Genomic DNA, 22,934 nt, shown 5'->3' on the forward strand with positions numbered 1-22,934 from the left:
GTCGTCCCCCGGCGGCGCGGACCACCGGGACGGGAGGGACCGGCCCGCCGGGCAACCCTCGCGTCGCGCCCGTCAGGGCAGGCAAGGACCGCCGATCGGCATCGGCCGGGGAAGGACATGCGGAAGGACATCCGGAAGGACATCCGGACGGTGCGCACGCGGCGGCGCGCGGCCTTCACGCAGCCGCATCAGCACAGCCGACTTCAGAGGCGCCGCGCTCTCGACGAAGGTGACCTGCGGACCGGCCCCCTGAACGCGGCCGAGCAGCGGCCAGACGAAGGCGAGCAGAGAGCGTACGGCCGCCGACAGCGGCCTGGACTGCCACAACAGCCGCTCCGTGACCCCCAGTAGCCGGGCCGCGAGCAGCAGCGTGATGAGGTGCCCGGCCAGCAGCACGCCGCGGGGCGGCCCGGAGATCGCGTCGTGCTCGACCAACCACGGTCCGGAGCCGAAGCCACCCTGCCCCGCGACCGCCGCACAGGCCCCGGGCAGCGAGTAGGCGACGTGGTAAGCGAGTTGCGCGGCGGCCAGAACGCCCAGCAACTGGGTGTCGGTCAGCCGCCACCGCGTCAGCACGGCCGCACCGGGTACGGCCACCAGCGCCATCGCCGCCACCACGGCCCACCGCGGAGTGTGGCCCTGCGACAGCACGTGTCCGACCAGCGGGAGGAGCACACACAGCACCGCCAGCACCCCGGCCCGTACCCCACGCAGCACGCCGGACGCCGGGGAGGCGGAACACGGCAGGAGGAACGGTCGCATCACAGGCGGCTTTCGGAAGTCCGGCGGGCGGGCGAGCGGCGGAACACGCGGTGAAGCCCAGTCCTTGGCAGCGTACCCACCCCTCCGACACGGTTCGCTGCCGGGTGGCCCCTTTCGTGCCCGCCCCACCCGCAGTGCACCTGACCTCTCGGCTGCGAGGACCCGCACGTCCCGGTCCGCCGGGACGGGCCGCACAAGCATCGGCCCTCCGGGTTGGGCACGGCAGATCGTTGTCACGGTGCCGTCGCGCGACGGCCGGGCGAACCAGTGCCGGAAGAGGGCTGGGTCTACCTCCGGCTCGCGGGAGACGCGAAGCAGCGCGGCGAACAGCATGGGAAAGCACTGGCGAAGGAACTGCGAGACGCACTCGACGTCGGCGACTTCATGGCTGAGTGAGACACCTGGGACCGATACTCCATCGCCGAGTGTTACAACATCACGTGATGACCGACGCGGGGCTGATGATCTGCGAGACCTCCATCGGAAGCTTCACCGGACACTTCCTCAAGGGCAAACCCCGAGTTCCAGCGTTCCCGGAAGGCGGCCCAGTACGGCGACAGCATCGCCGATCCCGGCGCCTACTCCGATATCCGCGGCAACGGCGCCCGGCGCGTGCGTTTCGGCCAACTGCTGGGCAACTCCCTCCGGATGACCGCCGAGCAGGCCCAGAAAGTGATCGCGGATCACCACGATGTCTACTGCGACAACGCGATCCGCCCCGGTTCACGGTCGATCTGCGGACATCTCGACCTCGACGACGGCCATGCCGGCAACCACGGCCGGGATCCCTTCTACCCCCGGGGCCAACGACGGGAAGGTCATGGACAGCGACATGCCGAACAACCCGACGCCCCACGACATCACGTCGGTGGTGAAGAACGCCATAGGTCCCATGGAGGACTACGCCATGGGCTATCTCAACCCCGTGGGCACCGACCCGGCACCCCCGTCAGGTTCACAGGCCACCGGATACGTCGCGACCATGAAGCTCTCTGTGGGCACGGTGGGAATCAGCGATGCCGACATCCTGGACGAGGGCACCGAGAACACCGTGTAGGCGCTTGCGCAGGGCGCCGATCTTGGCATTGACCTCGTGCGCCGCGTCCGCCTCGCCACGCAGCTCGCCTGGCCACAGCCAGGCGCGGCCGTCCAGGACTGCGGCGACGGCACCTTCTACATCAAGCTCCTCAATTCGGAGTTCGACCGCCCCGACCCCAAGCGCATGCCGCGCAGCAGCTCAACGAACCCCTTGCGCAGCGCCGCGCGGCCGGGCACGGCGGCATGGTCCGCTCCGGCGGCGCAGAGGAACATCAGCCCCTCGCACCAAGCGGCGAGCGACTGGGCATGGCGCCGCGGTTCGGCGGATCCCAGGTCTGTCAGCAGCGCCTCCAGCGGCTCCCGGAAGCCGCGCCCGGCCGTGTCGTAGAACTCCCGCAGCTCGGGTCGGCGAGTCGCCTCCAGTGCCAGCTCGTAACGGGCGATCAGCAGTTCGCGCTGACCGGTCAGTGTGCGGTGCAGGGCGAGGGCGAGGGCGTCGGCCACCGAGTCGAGCGCGTCGCCACCCTGACCGTCGGCGGTGCCGAGGGGGTCGCCGCCCGGATGCGGCATCTCGTCCGGTGCGAGTACCCGCGCCTCCCGCTCGGCCAGCCGTCGGACGGCCGCCGCGAGCAGGGCGGCGCGGGTGCGGGCATGGTTGGAGGTCGAGCCCTGGGGCAGCCCGGCCGCCTCGTCCACCGCGCGGTGCGTCAGGCCCCGCATGCCGCGCTCGGCCAGCAGCGCGAGGGCGGTGTCGGCGATGAGCTCGGCGCGGGATCCACCGGCCGGGGCGGCGGGGGTCTGATCAGCGGTCATGGCACCCAACCTATCTCCCCAACTACAGGTGTAGTAGCTTGACCGCTACTACACCTGTAGTGTCGGGAGGAATCATGAAGCAGCCCCGTGCCGTCGTCATCGGCGCCGGAGTCGGCGGACTCACCGCCGCCGCGGCCCTGCACAGCAGTGGCTGGGCCGTCACCGCCCTGGAGCGCGCCGCCACCCTGGAACCCGTCGGCGCCGCGATCTCACTCGCGCCCAACGCCCAGCGCGCCCTCGATGTGATCGAGCTCGGCGACGAGATACGCGCCCTGACCGCCTGGCGGAGCGACGGCGAACTGCGCGCCCCCGGCGGCCGCCGGCTCGCCCGGATGGACGGCGCGGCGGCGATCAGGCGGTTCGGCGGCCCGACCGTCCTCCTCCACCGCGCGACCCTCATGGGCCTGCTCGCCTCCCGGTTGCCCGGTGACCGCGTACGCACCGGAGCCGCCGCCGAACTGGCCGACCCCGGTACCGCCGGCCGCCCCGCGCGGGTGACCGTGGCGGACGAGGAGTTCGAGGCCGAGCTCGTGGTCGCCGCCGACGGCATCCACTCCGCGGTCCGCCACGTCCTCTTCCCCGGCCATCCCGGGCCCCGCTACGCCGGATTCACCACCTGGCGCATCATCGCCCCCGCCCCCGAGCAGCCCTTCACACCGCACGAGACCTGGGGGCGGGGACGGTTCTGGGGCACGCAGCCGCTCCTGGACGGCCGCATCTACGCCTACGCGGCGGCCTTCACCCCGGACGGCGGGCGCGCGCCCGACGACGAGAAGGCCGAACTGCTCCGGCTCTTCGGCGACTGGCACCGGCCGATCCCCGATGTCCTCACGGCCGTCGAACCCGGCGATGTCCTGCGCCATGACATCCGCCACCAGACCGAACCGCTGCCCGCCTACCACCGGGGCCGCACCGCACTCCTCGGCGACGCGGCCCATGCGATGGCCCCGACCCTGGGACAGGGCGGCAACCAGGCCATCGAGGACGCCGTCGTCCTCGCCCACCACCTGACCGCCGCCAACGCCGCCGACCTGCCGGACGCGCTGGCCGCGTACACCCGCGACCGGCTGCCCCGCACGATGGACATCGTGCGCCGCTCGGCACGCAGCAGCCGCATGACAGCTCTGTCCAGCGCCCCCGCGGTCGCCCTGCGCAACGCTGTGCTGACCGCGGTCAGCCGATTGGGCCCCGGCCTGCTGCTGCGGGGCTTCGACGGCATAGCCGACTGGCACCCGCCGGGCCCGCGGCAGGGACCGTCCGGGCACGGCCCATCATTCCGGGTCGCCTGGCTTCCATATGACTGACGGGGAAGGACCAAGTGACGGCCCCAAGGCCGCGGGCGGACGGGCCGGATTCGTCCAATGGCGTGCCGACGGGGCGTAGCGGTCGACTCCGGTCCTCAGCTCGGGTTGACGGGGTGTGAGAGGTGCCGGTCAGGCCCCTCACCTCTCAGTACCCAGCTGAGGTCGTGATCCGTGTGCTCCCGGGACCGGGCGCTGAGCTGGTCGCTGATCCACATCTTGGTGCGCTGCGGCACCCGTGGGTGGGCGACGAGTTCCTCCAGGTCGTGGCGGGTTGTTGGATAGGCCCGGCGGACGGCGCAGCTCACCAGCGCCAAGGCGTACCGTTCCGGAAAGACCACGTGGCCGACGTCGCCCTCCGCACCAGGCTCCTTGAGGTGCTCCCACAGTCTCCGGTACGCAGCCGGGGAACCGTGGTCGAAGATGCTGTCCATCGCGCCGCGGAGCGCCTTGGCCAGGTGGTTCTCCGCGGCCGGGCCCTGTTGTGCGGCCACGGCCCTGCCGATGACGCGGATCAGCAGCTCGGTGGCGGGTGCCGCGCCGTGTGCGGTGCTGAGCCGGCGCACCAGCTGGCCGAGCCCGCTGATCAGTCCGGCGTCGGTCGGTGGGGCGAAAGCCAGGTCGAGGGCCTTGGTGACGGCCGTGTGGGTGAGAGGGCCGGACTCGCAGGCGGCGTGGAGGAGCGCCTTCCGGGCGGCGTTTCGGGTGCCGGCCGATGTGTCGTCGAGGTGGGGGATGTCTCCCGCGGGATCGAACACCAGCCGCGAAAGGAAGAGGTCTGCCGTGGAGTACTGGCCGGGTTCGCGCGCGGCGATGGTTCCCACCAGCCCGACAAAGGCCGCCCGGGTCTTCTGATCGGAGAAGACGCCGTACCGCGGAAGGAGATCGGTCAGGCCGGGCGCGGGGAGAACACCGGCTGACACGGAGCAGTCCCAGAGCGTCAGTGCCTGGCGCTGCCGCTTGCCGCTGTTGCCCTCGGCCGTTTCGTCCGCGATCAGTCCGGTGAGGGCCGGGGCCGATGCCCGTAGTGCGCCCAGCACCCGCTCATGGGCGAGGGGTGTCAGCGGGCCGGTGCCCTTCTTGGCCCGGCCGGTGGTGATGGCCTCCAGGAGCACGGTATCGGCGTCCAGGAGTGACAGGGTCACCAGCAGGCCGATGTGGCGCTCGGTGTGGAGACCGGCGTCCGTGACCGCTCGGTGCAGGGAACGGCGGATGAGGCTCCGGGCGGCTGCGGGGGCGGTCGTCGCCTTCTCGATCCTGTGGACCGCGGTGGGGTGACCGCCGAGCGCGGCCGGCAGCAGGAGCGTCGCCAGGCCGTCCCGGGACAGCCACACGTCGGAGTCGGCGTCCCAGCCGGAGTGTTCCAGGACCTGCCGGACGCGGTGCGGGGGAACGTCCCGGTGGGCGAGGATCCGGCGGGCGACCAGTGCTCGCCGTTTCGAGGGCGTGACCGGCTGGTTTTCGGAGCAGGGCAGTGCCTTCAGCATGGCCGCGAGCCTGTGCATGAGAACCGCTGCCGCGGCGCAGTCGCTGCTGAGCAGCGAGGGGAAGACCATGCGGTGCTGCAGTGCGTGCGGCGCTCCGTGGCCGGTCATCTCCAGACAGCGGTCGAGGGTGGTCTCGATGGCCCAGTGTCCGTGCGGCAGCGTGGTCAGGATCGCGGTGACGGCGATGAGTCCGGCATTGCCCACGGTGTCCTGGTCGTCCGCTTCGAGCAGCGCCAGCGTATGGTCGAGGCAGTGTGTCCAGGGGTGGGTTCCGGTGTCGGGACGGCAGTCGGCGCCGTCGCCCGGGAGCCCGTGGTCATGGGTCCAGGAGGCGGCCACCACCCTGGCCAGGGCTGTGCGGAAGATTTCGGCGTCCCCCGACTTCGGCGCGATGCGCACACGCTGGATCCGCTTCTGGACGGCGGCGGCCCACTCCGGCGAGCCCAATGTTCTCCAGTGCCGCGCCCACAGGGTCATGACACCGGATGCGAGCTGCGCCAACCCCCGGGACAGGGCGAAGTCGAGCACCCCCATGAGGCCCCTTTGGGCGGATGCCACATCGAGGTGTGAGGTCAGTACGAGAAGCCGAGGCAGGATGTCGATGCCCGCGCTGCCCGTACGGCGCCCGGTCAGTTCCCGGACGCAGCCCCAGTCGGCCAGGGCGGCGTGCACGGCGAGCGAGTTCTGCGCGGCCAGCCGTTCCAGGGCTTCGAGCACGGCCTCCTGCAGACTGGGTTCCTTCCTTTCCCACAGCCCGCGGAGCTGCGGGAGGAGTGCGTCGACGTCCGTGTCGCGTACGGTCGGGGCCAGGACCGCGTACCGCCGGGCGACGCCGTGCGGCGCCATCGCGAGCAGCGGCTCGACGGGCACGCCCACGGCCGGGTTCCGGGCGGCGACGGCTATCGCGACGGTATGGAGGAGCACGGCGTCCGGGTGCGCCGCCATGCGGCTCAGCGTGTCCCGTACCGGGCCGCGATACCGCTCCGGCCCCGCCGCGAGCATGAGGAACTGTTCGAGGATCGCCCCGACGAAGAAGTCATGGGGATGGGACCCGACCCACTCGGACAGCGACCGCAGCGCTCGCATCCCGGTGAGGCGCAGCAGGCCACGCGCGGCCGCGTACTCGAACATGGTCTGGTGGAAGAAGTGGATACCGTCCGAAGCTCCTCTGGCCAGCACGCCCCGGTCGATCAGCAGATCCATGGCCGCCCCGACGCGGGCCGGTTCGTACGGCCACGAGGGGCGGGGGCCGGCGTCCGCCGAGGTGAGCCGCTCGACCAGGTCCTCGTGGGACAGCTCGGTCCGGCCGGCCGACATGAGTACGACGGCGATCGCACCGGTGATCGATGAGAGATCCTCCGGCGCCGTGGTGCTCTGGTTGCCGTGAACGCGCCGATCGGTGACGACCCGGTGGCCCCAGTAGCGACGGTAGAGGCCGGTGGCGTCGATCTCGGCGCTGGGGAACGCCCCGTCGTCCCGCGCGAGTTCGAACAGCAGCCGCAGCTGGAGGGGGCTTCTGCACACCTCACGCACCGGCAGTCCGCGGGCGACGGGCTCCATCAGCCTCCGCACCCGTGCCCCGTCGTCCCGGGGCACGGCATCGGGGCAGTAGAGCGCGGCGTGTCCACGGATGGCGTGGGGGATCTCGCCGTCGTCGTAGGGGCCCAGCGACATCCGGACGAAGCCTGTGCGCAGCCGGTTCGCCTCCTCCGGCCGGGAGGTCAGCACCAGGCGGACACCAGCGGCGGCGAGATCCTCGCACAGGTCGAGCAGCGCCATCTCGTGGAAGTCGTCGTGCAGCAGCAGATCGGCGGTGTCGAGGAGCACGACCGGTGCGCGCCCCCGAGCCCGGGCATGGTCCGCCCCGGACACCACGGTCCGGGAGGTCAGCATGGGGCTTCCGGAGGTGCCGCTCAGGGGGCGCAACAGCCACGCGGCGTTCACCAGGAAGACCTCGGTGTCCTCCAGCGCGGTCAGGTCCCGGGCGATGCCCCACAACAGACTGCTCTTGCCGTTCCCGGCGTCCCCGGTCACCAGGACTGCCTGCGGATCACCGTCGTAGAGGGCCTCCATCACCCGGTCCTGGACGGTGCGCCGCACATACAGCCCGCCGCTGAGCTGCGGCGGGGAGCCGGTGCCGCCGTCCGGCCGGGGAGAGGCCACGACGTCCAGGTCGTCCGAGAACCTCCGTGCCCATCGGAGGAGTTGCCGGTGTGCGGCCGACTCGCTGTCCGACGGCCTCCCCTCATCCGGATCCGGTGCCGGTGCCCTTGCCGGATCCGGTGCCGGCTCCGGCTCCGGTCCCGCCGACCCTTCCGGGCCCAACTCGTACGCCGGCGCCGGGCCCGTGGAATTTCCCGGCCCGGGTGGGGCCGGATCGCCACCGGGCGGCAGTGCGCGGAGAACGGAGAAAGCGAAGGCGGCGGCATGGCGGGCCGCGCGGGACTGCCAGCCCTGGGCATCGGCGTCGTACTTCTTCCCGTCGGCCCGGTCGCTGATACCGCGGACGATCAGGGCGGGTAAGGCCGCGTTGAGATGGGCGGCCTGCGCCACGCCGGCGCCCTCCATCTCGATGGCGGCGGCGTCCTGGTAGTTACGGCGCAGTTGCCGGCGCAGGGGCGAGTCCGCCGAGTTGAGGACGACCTCCCCGGCGGCCACCGGCTTGAGGTGGACGGCCGGGAGGGAGGTGCCGGGCGGGAGAGAGGTGCCGGGCGGGCGCTCCCGCAGCAATCCGGTCCATGAGCCGGACCTGCGGGCGAAGCGGGCCAGCTGGTCGAGTTCCTGGCGCACCGGCCAGACCCTCGGGCGGGAGTGAAACTCGCCGTCCTCGTCCTTTCCGCCGTGGTACGCGTACACATGCGTGGCGACGACCACGTCGCCGAGCTCGATATCGCCCTTGAGCGCCCCGGCCACCCCGACGAACGCCACCGCGCGCGGGCGGAACATGGCGATCGCCCGCTCGGTCAGCACGGCCGCCCCCTGGTTGCCGTCGCCGAGTTCGGCAAGCGCCACACGCCATGACGTACCGACGAGTCGGCCGACCTCGAACAGGGTGCCGGACGCGTGCATGCGCGGCAGCAGATCGACCAGATGTGCCCGAACGGCCTCGTACTCCACGTCCAGCGCGGTCAGCACGACGAGGGAGTCGCTGTGATGTCCGGTGCTCTCCACGTTTCCCCCTGGCCCCGCGTCCACCAGCCGCCCGCAGGCGAAATGCTACCGTCCGACGGCTTCCTGCTACCGTCCGACGGCTTCCTGGGGTCGCGCCGAGGGCAGGCGCCGGGTTCCGGCTCACCGGCAGAACTCCGCGATGACGGCGGCGTCCTCCAGCTTCTGCTCGCCCCAGTCACCGTTGCGGTTCATCGTCATCGCGTGCCGCCCGTCACCGGAGACGACCGTGCGGGTTCCCGAGCCGGGGATCATGCCGCCGTGTCCCCAGGCCCAGCAGTCGCCGTCGAGCTTGAAGCGGCGTATGCCGAGGCCGTACAGGTCGTCCTCACCGCCATGTCCCTTGTCCCCCGCTACGGACACGGCCGTGAGCAGTCGGCGCTGCTGTGCGGCGGGCAGCAGCTCACCCCTGAGGAGCCGTGTCATGAACGAGTTCACATCGTCGGTCGTGGAGATGATCTGGCCGGCCGAGAAGGCCACCGTGGGCCTGAACTCCGTGACATCGCGCACCTTCGCGTCCGGTCCCTCCTCGAAGAGCGTGGAGTAGTGCCTGGCATGCGGGTCCGGCAGGACGGGGGAGGTATCCGGGACGCTGGTGCCGCGCAGGCCCAGCGGCTTGATGAGGTACTGCTCGACAGCCGCCTCGTACGTGCCGCCTGTGACCTCTTCAATGATCATTCCGGCGAGGATGTAGTTGGTGTCCGAGTAGTCCCACTCTCCGGGCTCGCCAGGGCGGCTGCCCTGCTCCGGCAGGAAGTTCGCCGGATGGGCGAGAGCTATGTCCACCAACTGGCGCGGTGTCCAGCGCCGGTGGCGGTTCTGGTCGAAGGCGTCGCCCGCGTACAGGGCTCGGAAACCCTCGTCCATGTTGTAGTCGTAGATGCCGCTGGTGTGGTTGAGCAGGTGGCGGACGGTGATGTGCCGGGGGCGGTACCCCTCGCCGCGCACCACGCCCGGCAGCCACCGCTCCACGCTGTCGTCCAGCGATATGCGCCCCTCGGCCTCCAGCTTGAGCAGCACCACGGCCGTGAAGGTCTTGGTGACGCTGGCGATGCGGAACCTCTCGCCGACGGCGCGCGGCTGCTGTCCCGCGAGGTCGCGGAGGCCCGCCTGGCCGTTCCACACCCCGTGTCCGTCCCGCACCTGGGCGATGACCCCGGGCGTGCCCTGCGCGACGATCCGGTCGAGAGCCGCCTGCGTGCGGTCGTGCGCGCGACGGGGCGGATCGGAGGAGTCCGCGAGTGCCGGGGCCGCGAGAGCCAGGGCGCCCCATGCGCAGAGCAGCGCCAGAGGGCGACGACGTAACCGATGTGATCCCATGAGTCCAGCTCACCAGCCGGGCGGCGGACAGGACATCGGGGAAGCCCCGGAGAACCCTCGGGGTACGGAACTCGCCATCCCTGAAGGGGTGTTCTCGCGCCGGGCGCGCACCGCAGGGGCTGTGTGCAGAACTCCCCGCACGGGCCCGCCACACCCTCGGACTGCGAAAACGATCAGACCGGCACGACAGTGGCGAGGTGACACCGTTTCCGGCACTCACAGGGACAGGGCCACGCGGAGTAGCTCGTGTTTCACACCTTGAGAACCCCGCGTGGCCGTCCTCATTTCGCAGCCCGCCTCAACCCCTGCTGTTCCTCTGGAAGTCGTTACTCATGGGCGGCCTTGCGACGGCGCATCCACCACGTCAGGGTGGACCCGACCGCTGCGAGGGCGGCGGTGATACCCGCGATGAGCCCCACGGGGGTGTCGGATCCGGTGCCGGCGAGATGGCCGTCCGGGTCCTTCGTCGCGGGCGGCGTCGGCTTGTCGTCACCGCCGCCGGGAGTCGACGGGTCCGGAGCCGGAGTCGACGGCGGGTCGTTCGGCTTGCCGGTGTCCGACGGCGTGGGTGTCGGGGTGGGCGTGGGGTCACCGCCCGGGTCCTCGTCGCTGCCACCGCCTCCGGGTCCGGCCCCCAGGTAAAGGGTGTCGGTGTCCCGGTACGACGCGTCGTCGGACTTCCGGGAGTTCGTGGTGGTGTTGTCCAGGTCCCGGTTCTGGACGCGGAACTGGGTGCGTGTGATGTTCCGCTTCGGCTGCTTCGAGAAGTCGACGCCGCCGACGCCCTGGTTGAAGGTCTTGCCGTCGTATTCGAGCTTGAACCACTCGACGCCCTCGCGGGCAGACTTCATATAGCGGTCGTAGGTGCCCTGCTTGGTCCACTTGTCATTCGGCGCGCGAAGCGGCCACGCCTTCACATCATTGCTGTTGATGATGTCGTGGAAGTCGGTGGGCTTCTTCGCGTCCTGCTGTCGGATGTATTCGGCGGCGACGCGGGAGGTGTAGACGCGGCGCAGGTCGGCGTACTTGGGGTCATTGTTGACCCGCTGCACGACCTCGGGCATCACGTTCTGGCGCAGGTTGGTCTCGCTGAACCGCTTCTCGGCGTCGGTCCAGGTGCACTGGTGGGCGCCGGGCGCGGACCAGTCCATGTCCATCCACTCCGTCGACACCTTCAGCGGGGTGTCGAGGATATAGATGCCGCCGTTCTCCTCACGGACCTTGGCGACCTCGGGTTCGATCCACAGACGGACGTCCGGGAAGCACGGGATGCCGTCCTCGCGGGGCTGGGTGTCCCAGAACCGCTTGGCGCCGGCGAACTTCTCCGGGTTGATGGCCGCGGCGAAGTCGTGCTTCATGTCCAGGTCGGCGTCGAGGAGGATCCTGCCCGCGTCGGTGGTCGCGAACTTGTTGTCCATGATCTTGTCGGGCTGGTCCGGGTTCAAGTTCACCCAGAACTTCTCCGGCGTCAGGGCGAGCCAGGTGAACAGCGAGTCGGATGCGAGCTGCATCTTGGCAGCGCCGCCGAAGCCCGGGGTGTTGTCCGGGTCGGGCATCTGGTCCGCGCGCATGGAGTACGTCATGCCCTTGCCCTTTTCGAGGCCGCCGACGTAGCGGAGCTCCAGGGTCGTGAAGTCGACACCGCCCGGACCGCCCCTGGGGAGGGTGCCCCGGGTGTCGAGGCGTCGTGCGTCGGCCTGGAAGCGCTTGGCCTCCTCCAGGGTCTTGCCGGAGGACAGGGCTCGCTGGTTGGCCGGGCCCCTGGTGCCACACGTGTTGGCGCCGGCGGCCATGACCTGGGTTCCGCCCGTCTGGCAGGCGGGAGCGAACCAGCGCTGGTGGTCGGAGTATCCGCGGATCGGGGTGGTCTTGGGGACCGGGTTGTAGAACCGCTGGTTGCCGCGCACCTGGCCGGTCTTGCCGTTGCGCATTTCGCGCACATCGCGTTCCAGGGCGTTGATGTGATTGACCTGGCCCTTGGTGAACTTCTTCGCACCGGTGAAACGGAAGGTGTGGTCCGGCATCGACCTGGCGACGATCCGGTCCTTCGCGAGCTGCTTTGCCGTCAGCTTCGAGTTCGATTTGAACTCATTGAATTCTTTGGTCCGCTTGTTGTAGGCGTCGTACCGGCGCTCGCCGACCTTCTCACCGTTGGCGTCGAACAGCTCGACGGTGACTTCGCACAGCCAGTCCGGGCCGATCAGTTTGTAGTCGGTGACCAGTTGACGCTCGAAGCCGGAGCCCTTGTGGTTATTGATCTGGTTGCGGATGTACCGCTTGTCGAACCAGTCCTTGAAGCTGAGGCCCTCTTTGTTCGCCAAGTAGCGGGCGTAGATCTCCATCGCGCGGTCCGCGGGCTTGCCGGACGCGTTGGCGATCTTCTTCCACGCGTCCACGTTCTTGTCCAGGTCCCCGGGAACCTGGGACAGCGCCTTCGTCTTCTCGGCGGCGGTCGGGGCCTTGAGGCCGTCGTACGCCTGCCCGGGAAGGTCGAACTCGAAGTTCTTCGGGAGGGCGTTGTCCTTGTAGATCGTCCCCGCCAGATCGTCGGGGAACCCGGAGTTCGTCGGTGTCCTCGCGGCGGGCGGGAGACCGTTGCGGGTGTCGCAACGCTTGCCCGACCCCGGTTTGAGCTTCGCCGTCACCGGCGGGCCGGCCGCCTGCGCGGTCTCGATGGCGGGCAGCCCGGTCACGGTGACAGCGGCAGCCAGGCCGACAGCAGCCGTGAAGCGGGCCGCGAACCGCCACCTGGACGGTATGCGGAGTATTAAGTTCAAGAACTCGTCCTTCCCCCGTGGGTGGGGCCTCGAGGGATTGCGGGCAGCGCGTGAGGCCCCCGTGACGTGTACGCGCCGCCCGACCACCATAGACCTCATGAGCCCCAAGTAAAGACAAGATAAAATATGTCGACGGCGCGTCAATCTCTGGCCATGGCTTGCCAGTTCAGATGAAGTACAGGCTCTCCATGTCCCGCACCGCATCCTCGGAATGCCGCACGCGGAACGCCGTCGCCTGCAGCTGCTCCCACCCCCACGGGTCCGAATGCCCCAGTGCCAGGCCCGCCAGCCGCGCCCACTCGACCTCGTTGGCCTCCTCGTCCAGGTCGACGCCGGCGTTGTCCAGCATCCAGCCCGTGAGGCCCAGGGAGGCGATCACCGCATTCGGGTCACCGGTGACAACGAATGGCTCACCCCCCGGCCAGCCCGACGCGTGGAACATCGCACCGTTCGGCAGCCACACGATGTCCTCGGTGTGCTCCATGCCACCGTGGTAGGCGACCCGGCCCACGATCCGCGCGTCGGGGAACCGCTCGCGCAGCGCCTTGGCCGCCAACCTCAGCGGCTCGTCATTCCCATCGGTCGCGAACGCTGGATCCGCAATCCCCACCATGCTCCCCCACGCCGCGACATGCACCACGTCCAGATCGGCACGCACCGCCGAGGGCAACGGCGTCTGCACGGAGCGCGGACCGAGGTCCTCCAGTACCTCCTCGATGTCCTCCAGCGACTCGGCGAACGCGCGGGCCTGCGCCGGGTCTTGCGGGGGGTAGTTCCTGGCGTCGATGTTGAACGGCGGCTCGAAAACGGTCACATGACACAGCCCCATCGAGCCACGCATGATCCGGTCCGGAGCAGAAGTCCAGTACTTGTTCTCGGTCATGCGGGCCACCGTAGCGGCACCAAATGACAGGGCGTTCGTCGTCACCCGGAGCCGATCAGAGAACAATCAGCGATCAGAACTCCTCTCCCCTTACCGTCACCTGGAGCCGTAGTGGGCCGCCCGGTCCCGCAGCAGAGCAGCCGTCTCGGACATCAGGTGCTCCGCGATGGTGTCGACGTGGCGGGACCGCCACGGCTCGAGACCGGTACCGGTCACCCAGGAGTTGAACGCGCCCATCGCGGGACCGCAGTAGACCAGGTAGTCGACCTTCCGCCCCGGGTCTCCGCGCAGCGCCAGCCGGAAGCCGCGGTGGAGGTAGGACCGGAAGGCCGTGGCCATTCGCCGCTTGCCGTCGCCACCCGGCCCCGCGTCCGACTCCGCGGCGGCGGCCTCGTGGAACGATCCGTGCAGGAACTTCTCCTCGATCCGACGGCGGGTCGGCGCGTCGATGTCCTCGAAGGAGTCGTGGCGCCGCCACAGCTCGTGCAGCTTCCCCGCCTTCGCCGGGAGCAGCACACCGCGCTTGACCACCTGCGCCCGGACCCCCAGTTCGAACATGTCCGGGGCGGGTGCGAGGGCGACGTCATGGACCTCCATCTCCTGCAGCAGGTCCTTGACGGCCTCGCTGGTGGCCGCTTCCGGGGTGCACTGGTTGATCGAGCCGGTGACCAGGAAGTCCGCGCCCAGGACGAACGCGGCGGCCGCGGCCTCCGGGCTGCCGATCCCGCCGGCCGCGCCCACATGGATCCTCGGCCCGGATCCGGCCCGTGCGGACCGGGCGTCCCGCAGCCGGACCACGGCGGGCAGCAGCGTGGCCAGCGTGCCGGTGGCGTCGTACCAGCCGGCGCCGACCTCCACGCACAGGTCGTCGGCCATCGGCAGGTGCGCGAAGCGCTCGGCGTCCGCGGCGGCTATCCGCCCCTCGTCGAGCAGTTGCCGGACGATGCGCCGCGGCGCGGGTTCCAGGAACGCGGCCGCCATATCGGTGCTGGACACCTTGGCCAGCACCCTGCCCCCGCTCAGCCGGTACTTGACCAGCGCGGGGGTGATCCGCAGAAAGCCGGATGCCTCGATGGTGCGCACACCGGCCCGCAGAAACAGGTCGACCAGCGCCGACTCCCGTTCCGGGTCGGCGTACTGGTGCAGCAAGTTCGCTCCGTATGCCCCGTCGGCGCCCAGGGCGGCCCGCACCGCGTCGAGCCCCGCCTCGACCTCGTCCAGGGCCAGCCCGCCGGTCCCGAAGAAGCCCATCCCGCCGGACTTCGCCAGCCGCACCAGCAGCTCCGCTCCGGACACCCCGCCGTACATGGCACCGGCCAGGCAGGCGTAACGGAGGCCGTAGCGCTCCCGGAAGGTCCCCGCGCCCAGGGTTTCCGCCCCGACCGCGCCGGGGGCAGCGGCCACCTCGGCGGCGACCGGTGGCGCCGCGGCCGGTGGCGCCGCGACCGGTTGCTCGGTGGCGCGTGGCTCGGCAACAGGTTGCTCGGTGACCTGTTCCTCGGTGACCAGCGGCTCGGCCACGGCCTTGATCTTGGTGACCAGCTTGCGGAGCACCGCGCCCGGTCCCAGTTCCTCGAACTCGAACTCGCCCTTGCCCATGAGGTACCTGACCGTGTCCGTCCAGCGCACCGTCGAGGCGATCTGCCGGGCCAGCGTCCGCTTCACCTCGCCGGGCCGGTACGGCCGGGCGTCCACGTTGGCGATCACGGGAATGTCGGGGTCGCGCAGCGTGAAGCCGTCGAGGTGGCGGGCGAACTCGTCGGCGGTCTCGCACAGATAGCGCGAGTGGAAGGGGGCGCTGACGTTCAGCATCACATAGTGCGCGCCCAGGCCCTCGAACACCGGTTTGGCCCGCTCGAGCTCATCGGTGGGTCCGGCGAGGACGAACTGGGCCGGCGCGTTGTGGTTGGCGATGTCCAGGCCGGTCAGCCCGTGGTCGTTCAGCGCCTGTTCCACCCGGTCCAGGTCACAGCCCAGGACGGCGGCCATCCGCCCGCCCTCGGCGCGGCTCATCAGCTCGCCGCGGCGTTTGACCAGCCGCAGGCCGGTCTCGAAGTCGAAGGCCCCGGCGGCGAACAGCGCGACGTACTCGCCGAGGCTGTGCCCCACCAGGTAGTCCGGCGGGGTGGGGTCGTCGCGCAGCTTCCGCAGCCAGGTCAGGGCGCTGACCACGTACAGCGCGGGCTGGGTGAACTGGGTGAGCTTCAGCTCCCGTCGGGGGTCCTGGGTGCACAGCTCCCTGATCGAGTACCCGAGCACGGCGTCCGCCACCGCGGTCCGTTCCGGGAACTCGTCGAAGAGGTCCTTTCCCATCCCCTTGGCCTGGCTGCCCTGACCGGGGAATCCATATACCTTCATGATGCCCTCCTGGGGGTGCTGAGGGGCGGGGCGGGTGCGGGCGCGGGGGGCCATGGCGGAGCGCAACTCGGCCAGCGCGCGGGTGTCGTCGCTCAGCGGGCTGAGCAGCGCGTGGGAGCTTGACCGCGAGTGGGCGGGCAGGCCGGCCCGGACGAAATTGTGCAGGGTGCCGGACGGACCGAGGTCGAGGTACTGGTACGGGCCGCTCCGCTCCAGCGCGGTCAGCGTGGCCGCGAACTCGATCGGCGCCCTGGTTGCCCGCCACAGGTGGTCGGCCGTCACCCGGTCGACCGCGCCCATGGCGGCGCAGGACACGATCGGCACACGCGGCGGCCGCAGCTCCGCCTCCGCGACGGTGGTCCGGAACATCGGCTCGCCGGCGTCCATGAGGGCCGAGTGGAAGGCGTACGGGACGGGCACCCGGTGGCAGGCCACGTCGCGCGCCCGCAGCAGTTCCTCGGCGGCGGTCAGGGCGTCGGCGGCGCCGGACAGGACGAGGTGCCCGGGGTAGTTCCGGGCGGCGACCTCGGTGTGGTCGCGCAGCAGCGGGATGTCCCGGTGCAGCCGCTCGTCGCCCAGGACCGCGAGCATCCCGCCGGGCGGCGCTCCGCGCGCCGCCCTGGCCTGCCGGATCAGCAGCCTCAGACAGGTGTCCCGGTCCACCACGCCCGCCAGCACGCACGCGGTGAACTCGCCGAGGCTCGCGCCGAGCAGCAGGTCGGGGTCGATCCCGTACCCGGCGAGGGTGTCCGCGAGGGCGAGTTGCACCATGACGATCGCCGGATGGGTGAACTCCAGGTCGTCGAACGGTTCGGCGGGGCCGCGGCCCGGGTCGTACATCCGGCCCAGAACGGACGCCCCGAGTTCCGCCTCGGCGACGGCGTCGAGGCGGTCGAGCGTCTCCCGGAACACCGGCTCGGCCCGGTACAGGTCCTGGCCCATCCGGTGGTACTGGGAGCCCTGGCCGGAGAACATGAAGACGGTGGGCCGTCTCACCCCCGGTCACCGTCCCCCCGGTCACCGTCCTGCAGCCGGCGGATGTCACCGATCCGGAACTCGCCGTCGTGGAATACATGCAGGCCGTCCGGGACCGGGCGGTCCCGCAACGCCGCCTCGACCAGCCGGCCCACCGGCTGCTCCGTACCGTCCAACATGGCTTCCAGTACGGACAGCAGGCCGAGCAGCAGCCGGGTCGCGGCGGCGTCGGGGAGCGACTCGCGCCGGTAGGACAGGTGCACGGCGATCGTGTTGGTCGGGAAGACGTCGAGCCGCAGGGGGAAGCCCATCTTGGAGTCGAAGAACGCGGTGCCCGAGAGCTCGCTGGAGTCCACGCCGACGTTCTGGAACACGGTGTAGCTCTCGCAGGGCAGCTCACCCTCGGGCAACTCGCTCCAGCCGATGACGGCATCGAGCGGGGTGGTCTCGTGGCCGCCCGCCTCGATCAGCCCGGCGTACAGCCCCTTCAGGAACTCTCCCGTGCGGCGGCCGAGGTCCAGCCGGGTGCGCAGCGGCAGAATGTTGAAGGTCGGCCCCACCACACCGGAGAGCGCGTCGACGTCGACCACCGACGAGGAGCGTCCGGCCAGCAGCACGCCGTGCACCACGTCGGCGGAGCCGGTGAACGCCGCGTTCACCAGCGCCCATGCGGCCTGGAACAGCGCGTTGAGCGGAAGGTGGCCGTCCTGGGACAGCCGACGCAGGCCGAGGGCGGTGTCCCGGTCCAGAGTGATCATCTGGCGGGCGCCGCCGGCCTCTGCGGGGCCTGCGGGCAGATGCCGTCGTACGGCCTGGGACAGCGAGGTCGGCCGGCGCAACCCGGACAGCTCCTGCCGCCAGTACTGCTCGGCGGGACGCTGGTCCTGGCCACGCACGCCCTCGACGAACTCCTTGAACGGCAGGGCCTGCGGCACTGGCGCGGGCTGCCGTCCTTCGGCCGTGGCGGCCAGCGACTCCAGGATTTGCCCCGTGATGATGTCGAAGCTCCAGCCGTCCACGACGAAGTAGTTCAGCGTCACCACGATCAGCGCCGTGTCCGCGTCCACTTGGGCGATCAGGTAGCGCAGCCCGGCGGGGGTGCCCAGGTCGGCGCCTCGTTCCCGGTCCGCGCGGAGGTGCTCGGCGAGCCGGGTGTTCTGTGCGGCCTCGGACAGCCCGCGCCAGTCGGCGAAGCTCGCCTCTGCCGTCGCCTTCTCGTGCACCACCTGCACCGGTTCCGCGAGCCCCTCCCAGACGAACGTGGTGCGCAGCGCCGGATGCCGGTCGATCACCTGCTGGAGGGAATCGGTGAACGCGACCGGGTCGATCTCGGGCAGCCGCAGGATCTGCATCCGGCGTGCGAGGAAGGCGCCGGGCTCGGGGTACCGGCGCCAGTGTCCCAGCGCCCACCGCTGGAACGGGGAAAGCGGGTAGGCGTCGACGACGCCGGGGGCTTCACGGAGCCCGCGCAGCCGCGCGCCGGGGTCTTTGTCCGAGGTGGCGGGCGCCTGCGGAGCGGGGCCGTCCGACGTGGCCGACGCCTCGTCCAGGGCGGCCGCCAGCGCGGCGATCGTGCCGTGCCGGAAGATCGCCTGCGGGGCGAACTGGAGACCGCGCTGCTTGGCCTTGGCCACGACGTGGATGGTGTGGATCGAGTCGCCGCCCAGCTCGAAGAAGTTGGTGTGGACCCCGACTCCGTCCAGGCCGAGCACCTCCGCCCACAGCTCGGCCAGCGCGCGCTCGGTCGCGGTGGTGGGCTCGGCAAAGGCGTCTTCGTCGCCGTGGTCGGGCACCGGCGGCAGCGCGGCGCGGTCGAGCTTGCCGTTGACCGTGACCGGGAGCGTGTGCAGGGCCACGAAGCCGGACGGGATCATGTAGTCCGGCACCAGGTCCTCGAGGTAGCGGCGCAGCCCGCGCACCAGCTCGCCGCCCACCCGGTTGAACACCGGGTCGTTGGTCAGCTCCTCCGGCGTCCCCGGCAGCGTCCCCGGCACCGGGAGGCGTTGGGTGCCGGCGCGGCTGAACAGGACGGCGTAGCTGCCGTCGGTCGCCCGCGGCATCCACTCCACCCGGACCGAGTAGCCTACGGCCTCGCCGAGCCGCCACCACTCCTCCGGGTCTACGGAGGCGCCGGGGTCGAGCACCGGCTCGCGGATCAGTTCGCCGACGATCTCCCCGCCGTCCTTGCGCCGCAGTTCCTCCCGCTTGGCGTTGACGCCGGCCAGCCGGGCGTTGGGCACGCCGAGCACCGCGAGCGCCTCGGGGCGCTGTTCGGTGAGGTGCCTGCGCACCTGCTCGGCACCTCCGCTGTCCGGCCAGTCGAGGGTGACGACGGCTTCGTCCCGGTGGGTGGCCGGCTCTCCGAGGTGGAGTACGGCGTCGTAGCGGTAGCGGGTCAGTTCGTTGTCGTACCGGCCCCGCCGCAGCTGTACGTCGACGCGCTGGATGTCCGGCCGCTCGGAGCGCAGCTCCGTGAAGAACTCGGGGTGCACCAGCAGCTCCTGGTCCTGGTGGCGCTGGCGGGCGATCCGGCCCCGCAGCCGCGCGACGGGCAGTTTCGCCTTCGCGCGGCGGAGTTCGACATCGGTGTGGAAGGTCTCCAGCAGGGCCAGGTTCCGCAGGTCGCCGACGAAGAGCGCTCCGCCGCCCCCCAGGCTGTCCAGGGCCTGGTCCAGTACGGTGCGCAGATAGGGGCCGTCGGGGAAGTACTGGGCGACGGAGTTGAGCACCACCACGTCGAAGGGTTCCTCGGACAGTCCGGCGATCTCGTGGGCGGCCCGCTGCGAGACTTCGACACCGGAGAGCCAGGGGCGCCGGGCCAGCAGCCGGGTGCGCACGAAGTCCAGGGCGGCCGCGGAGATGTCGGTTCCGTGGTAGGCGTCGCAGTGCGGGGCGATCCGGGAGAGCAGCAGACCGGTGCCACAGCCGATCTCCAGCACCCGGCGCGGCTTGAGGGCGAGGATGCGCGCGACGGTGCCCTCCACCCACTCCCGCATCTCCTCGGGCGGCAGCGGCTCGCCGGTGTAGCTGCTGTTCCAGCTGGTGATGTTGAAGTCCGCCTCGTGCGGGTCGGTGTCCTGCGCGTACGCCTGGTCGAACACCGCCGCCCACTCGAGGACCCGCTGTGCCATCGGGTCCTCGTCCTGCGGCGCCGCGGCACCGCCGCTGCCGCCGTCGGTCGCCGGCACAACATAGCCGACCAGGCGCTTGTGGCCGGCGTCGCGCTCGTCGTCGCGAGCGATCACGGCGGCCTCCCGTACCCCCGGGTGGCGCGCCAGCGCGGCTTCGACCTCGCCGGGCTCGATCCGGATGCCGCGGACCTTGACCTGGAAGTCCGCTCTGCCGCGGTACTCGATCGTCCCGTCGGGCAGCCACCTCGCCAGGTCTCCCGACCGGTACAGCCGGTCGTCCGGCGCGCCGAACGGGTCGGGGACGAACCGCTCCTCGGTGAGCTCGGGGCGGTTGTGGTAGCCGCGGGCCACCTGCACACCGCCGATGTACAGCTCGCCCACGACGCCGACCGGCACCGGGTTGAGGTGCGGGTCGAGGACATGGACGCGGGTGTTGGCGATCGGACGGCCGATCGGCACGATCGCGCGCTCGTCACCGGGCACGCACTGCCAGGCGGTGACATCGACGGCCGCCTCGGTGGGCCCGTACAGATTGTGCAGCTCCGTCCCCGGCAGCCGTTCGAAGAACCGCTCCTGCAGGGCGAACGGCAGCGCCTCACCACTGCACACGATGCGCCTCAGGCTCGCGCATTCCTCGGCCGCTCCCTCCTGGGCGAGGAACACCTGAAGCATCGACGGCACGAAGTGAGCCGTGGTGATCCGTTCCTCGTTGATGAGGGCGGCCAGCCTCGCCGGGTCCTTGTGTTCCTCGGGCCGGGCGACGACCAGCGTCGCACCGGTCATCAGGGGCCAGAAGAACTCCCAGACCGACACGTCGAAGCTGAACGGCGTCTTCTGCAACACCCGGTCCGAGCCGTCCAGACGGTAGCGGTCCTGCATCCACAACAGCCGGTTGACGATGCCCCGGTGGGTGTTCAGCACACCCTTGGGGCGGCCAGTGGATCCGGATGTGTAAATCATGTAGGCGAGGGTTCCGGGGCCCGCCCCGTGCTCCAGCGGCGCGTCGGACTCACCGGCGATCTCCGTCCAGCGCCTGTCGACCGCGATCACCTCCGCGCGCGTCGGCGGCAGAGCGGGCACCAGGTGTTCCTGGGTGAGCAGGAGCGCCGGGTCGGCGTCGGCGAGCATGAACTCCTGCCGAGCCACCGGGTAGGAGGGGTCGACCGGCACGTACGCCGCTCCGGCCTTGAGGACGCCGAGCAGGGCGACGACCAGTTCCACCGAGCGCTCCGCGCACACTGCGACGAACCGGTCGGGACCGGCTCCGCGCCGGCGCAGCCAGTGGGCCAGTCGATCGGCGCGGTGGTCGAGTTCCGCGTAGGTGAGCCGCTCGCCGTCGAAGACGAGCGCGAGGGCGTCGGGTGTGCGCAGGGCCTGGGCGGCGATGAGCTCGTGCAGGCAGCGGTCCGCACCGTCGAACGTCCTGGCGGTGTCGTTCCACTCCTCAATGACCTTGCGACGCTCCGCCTCCGGCACCACCGCGAGCCGGGAGACGGGCACCCCGGGGCTGGACACCGCGGACTCCAGCACGACCCGGAAGGCGTCCATCAGGCGCCGCACGGTGTCCGGCTCGAAGACGTCGGAGTTGTACTCCACCTCGACCAGAAGCGTGTCCGTGCAGTCGACGACGCTGACCCACAGGTCGAACTTGGCCGTGTCGATCCGGACGCCTTCGATCTCCTCGATGGTCAGCTCTTCGCCGGGCTTGAGCTCCCTGGCGGGCAGGAAGTTGAAGCACACCTGGAACAACGGGTTCTGCGACAGATACCGCTCCGGCTGCAGCGCATCGACCAAGACCTCGAACGGCAGCTCCTGGTGCTGCTGGGCACCGTTGACCGCCTCCTGCACCCGGCGCAGCACCTCGCGGAAGTCCGGGTCGCCGGACAGGTCCGCCCGGTACACCAGGGTGTTGACGAACATGCCGATGAGCGGCTCGATGTCGACCTGCGTCCGGTTGGTCACCGGTGACCCGACCGGGATGCCGGTCTGGCCGGTGTAGCGGTGCAGCAGGACGTTCAGCGCACCGAGCAGCAGGACGAACAGGCTCACGCCCTCCTGGCGGCACAGCTGGAGGAGCTCGGCGCGCAGGGAGCCGGGGTAGTGCCGGCGGAGATCCCCGCCCGCGAAGGTCTGGATCGGCGGCCTCGGCCGGTCCAGCGGCAGCTCCAGGGATTCCGTGCCGTTGCCGAGCTGCTTGCGCCAGTAGTCGAGCTGGGCTGTGAGACGATCGCCCGTGAGGTGGTTCCGCTGCCACACAGCGAAGTCCGCGTACTGCACGCGCAGATCGGGCAGCGGGGAGGGCCGGCCCGCGGCGAATGCCTCGTACAAGGTGAACAGTTCCTGCCAGAACAACCCCAGCGACCAGCCGTCCACCACGACGTGGTGGACGTTGAGCAGCAGGACGTGCGACTCGGGCCCCAGGCGGTAGGCGGTGATCCGCAGGAGCGGCCCTCGCGACAGGTCGAACGGGCGGCGCCCCTCGTCGTAGATGAGCGCGTCGAGCCGGGCCGGGTCCGCCGTGAGGTCGACCAGGCCGACCGGCACCTGAAGGTGGTCCAGGATCTCCTGCCACGGTTCGCCGTTCTCGCTGGGCAGGCGGGTGCGCAGCGACTCGTGCCGGCGCACCACCTCCGCGACGGCGCGCTCCAGGACCTCATGACGCAGCGGCCCGCGCAGCCGGAAGCTCATCGGGACGTTGTACGCGGGGCTTTCGGGCACCATCTGGTCGAGGAACCACAGCCGGCGCTGGGCGAAGGAGAGCGGCGGACGGTCGTCGGCAGGGCGGCGCGGGATGCCGGTGGTGCGCGTGGTGCCCGCCGACCGCTTGGCGCCACTCAGCTTCTCCAGCAGCGCCCGCTTCGCCGGGGACAGGTGCGCCTTGCGCGTGGTGGCGAGGTCTTCGGAGGACATGGCGGGAGGAC

General features: G+C 70.8%; 12 protein-coding genes. 2 read left to right on the forward strand and 10 right to left on the reverse strand.

Annotated features, from left to right (window positions below):
• Window positions 1–72: 72 nt before the first annotated feature.
• The 3 genes from ACFV2X_RS07225 to ACFV2X_RS07235 all read right to left on the reverse strand — a co-directional run bounded on the left by ACFV2X_RS07225 (window position 73) and on the right by ACFV2X_RS07235 (window position 1,647).
• Window positions 73–762, reverse strand: a complete 690-nt coding sequence (locus ACFV2X_RS07225; RefSeq protein ID WP_385612534.1) for a hypothetical protein — start codon at window positions 760–762, stop codon at window positions 73–75.
• 504 nt (window positions 763–1,266) lie between these two features.
• Window positions 1,267–1,452, reverse strand: a complete 186-nt coding sequence (locus ACFV2X_RS07230; protein WP_385612537.1) for a hypothetical protein — start codon at window positions 1,450–1,452, stop codon at window positions 1,267–1,269.
• A gap of 33 nt (window positions 1,453–1,485) precedes the next feature.
• The gene (locus ACFV2X_RS07235) at window positions 1,486–1,647 is read right to left on the reverse strand and encodes a hypothetical protein (protein WP_385612540.1); all 162 of its coding nucleotides are present in this window, start codon (window positions 1,645–1,647) and stop codon (window positions 1,486–1,488) included.
• Window positions 1,648–1,654: 7 nt separating this feature from the next.
• On the opposite strand from ACFV2X_RS07235, the gene ACFV2X_RS07240 reads away from it, so the two are divergent.
• A complete protein-coding gene (locus tag ACFV2X_RS07240) occupies window positions 1,655–1,819 on the forward strand; it encodes a hypothetical protein (RefSeq protein WP_385612542.1) in 165 nt (54 codons plus the stop codon).
• 116 nt (window positions 1,820–1,935) lie between these two features.
• On the opposite strand, the gene ACFV2X_RS07245 is transcribed toward ACFV2X_RS07240, so the two are convergent.
• Entirely contained in the window at window positions 1,936–2,613 is a 678-nt protein-coding gene (locus ACFV2X_RS07245; protein ID WP_385612545.1) for a TetR/AcrR family transcriptional regulator, read from the reverse strand.
• Between the two features lie 74 nt (window positions 2,614–2,687).
• Here ACFV2X_RS07245 and ACFV2X_RS07250 point away from each other — a divergent pair, with 74 nt between their 5' ends.
• Window positions 2,688–3,917, forward strand: a complete 1,230-nt coding sequence (locus ACFV2X_RS07250; protein WP_385612548.1) for an FAD-dependent monooxygenase — start codon at window positions 2,688–2,690, stop codon at window positions 3,915–3,917.
• A gap of 95 nt (window positions 3,918–4,012) precedes the next feature.
• On the opposite strand, the gene ACFV2X_RS07255 is transcribed toward ACFV2X_RS07250, so the two are convergent.
• The 6 genes from ACFV2X_RS07255 to ACFV2X_RS07280 all read right to left on the reverse strand — a co-directional run bounded on the left by ACFV2X_RS07255 (window position 4,013) and on the right by ACFV2X_RS07280 (window position 22,923).
• Window positions 4,013–8,572, reverse strand: coding sequence for a hypothetical protein (locus ACFV2X_RS07255; RefSeq protein WP_385612550.1), 4,560 nt, complete (start codon window positions 8,570–8,572; stop codon window positions 4,013–4,015).
• A gap of 120 nt (window positions 8,573–8,692) precedes the next feature.
• Complete coding sequence (locus ACFV2X_RS07260; RefSeq protein ID WP_385612552.1) at window positions 8,693–9,889, reverse strand: serine hydrolase domain-containing protein; 1,197 nt, start codon at window positions 9,887–9,889, stop codon at window positions 8,693–8,695.
• A 326-nt stretch (window positions 9,890–10,215) separates the two neighbouring features.
• Window positions 10,216–12,666 carry a hypothetical protein gene (locus ACFV2X_RS07265; protein ID WP_385612555.1) on the reverse strand — a complete coding sequence of 817 codons (2,451 nt, stop codon included), beginning with the start codon at window positions 12,664–12,666 and terminating at the stop codon, window positions 10,216–10,218.
• Window positions 12,667–12,832: 166 nt separating this feature from the next.
• Window positions 12,833–13,549 (reverse strand): DUF6333 family protein, encoded by a 717-nt coding sequence (locus ACFV2X_RS07270; protein ID WP_385612557.1) that lies wholly within the window; start codon window positions 13,547–13,549, stop codon window positions 12,833–12,835.
• Window positions 13,550–13,645: 96 nt separating this feature from the next.
• On the reverse strand, window positions 13,646–16,903 hold the full coding sequence (fabD, locus tag ACFV2X_RS07275) for an ACP S-malonyltransferase (RefSeq protein ID WP_385612559.1): 3,258 nt from the start codon (window positions 16,901–16,903) through the stop codon (window positions 13,646–13,648).
• Window positions 16,900–22,923, reverse strand: coding sequence for an amino acid adenylation domain-containing protein (locus tag ACFV2X_RS07280; RefSeq protein ID WP_385612562.1), 6,024 nt, complete (start codon window positions 22,921–22,923; stop codon window positions 16,900–16,902). Before ACFV2X_RS07280 ends, fabD begins: the two co-directional genes overlap by 4 nt.
• Window positions 22,924–22,934: the final 11 nt, after the last annotated feature.

This window comes from Streptomyces sp. NPDC059679, assembly GCF_042734105.1.
Lineage (GTDB): Bacteria > Actinomycetota > Actinomycetes > Streptomycetales > Streptomycetaceae > Streptomyces.

Coding starts and splice junctions, on each gene's coding strand:
- ACFV2X_RS07225 (WP_385612534.1), bottom strand. CDS start 762: ATGCGACCGTTCCTCCTGCCGTGTTCCGCCTCCCCGGCGTCCGGCGTG.
- ACFV2X_RS07235 (WP_385612540.1), bottom strand. CDS start 1,647: ATGGCGTTCTTCACCACCGACGTGATGTCGTGGGGCGTCGGGTTGTTC.
- ACFV2X_RS07240 (WP_385612542.1), top strand. CDS start 1,655: ATGGAGGACTACGCCATGGGCTATCTCAACCCCGTGGGCACCGACCCG.
- ACFV2X_RS07245 (WP_385612545.1), bottom strand. CDS start 2,613: ATGACCGCTGATCAGACCCCCGCCGCCCCGGCCGGTGGATCCCGCGCC.
- ACFV2X_RS07250 (WP_385612548.1), top strand. CDS start 2,688: ATGAAGCAGCCCCGTGCCGTCGTCATCGGCGCCGGAGTCGGCGGACTC.
- ACFV2X_RS07260 (WP_385612552.1), bottom strand. CDS start 9,889: ATGGGATCACATCGGTTACGTCGTCGCCCTCTGGCGCTGCTCTGCGCA.
- ACFV2X_RS07270 (WP_385612557.1), bottom strand. CDS start 13,549: ATGACCGAGAACAAGTACTGGACTTCTGCTCCGGACCGGATCATGCGT.
- ACFV2X_RS07280 (WP_385612562.1), bottom strand. CDS start 22,923: ATGTCCTCCGAAGACCTCGCCACCACGCGCAAGGCGCACCTGTCCCCG.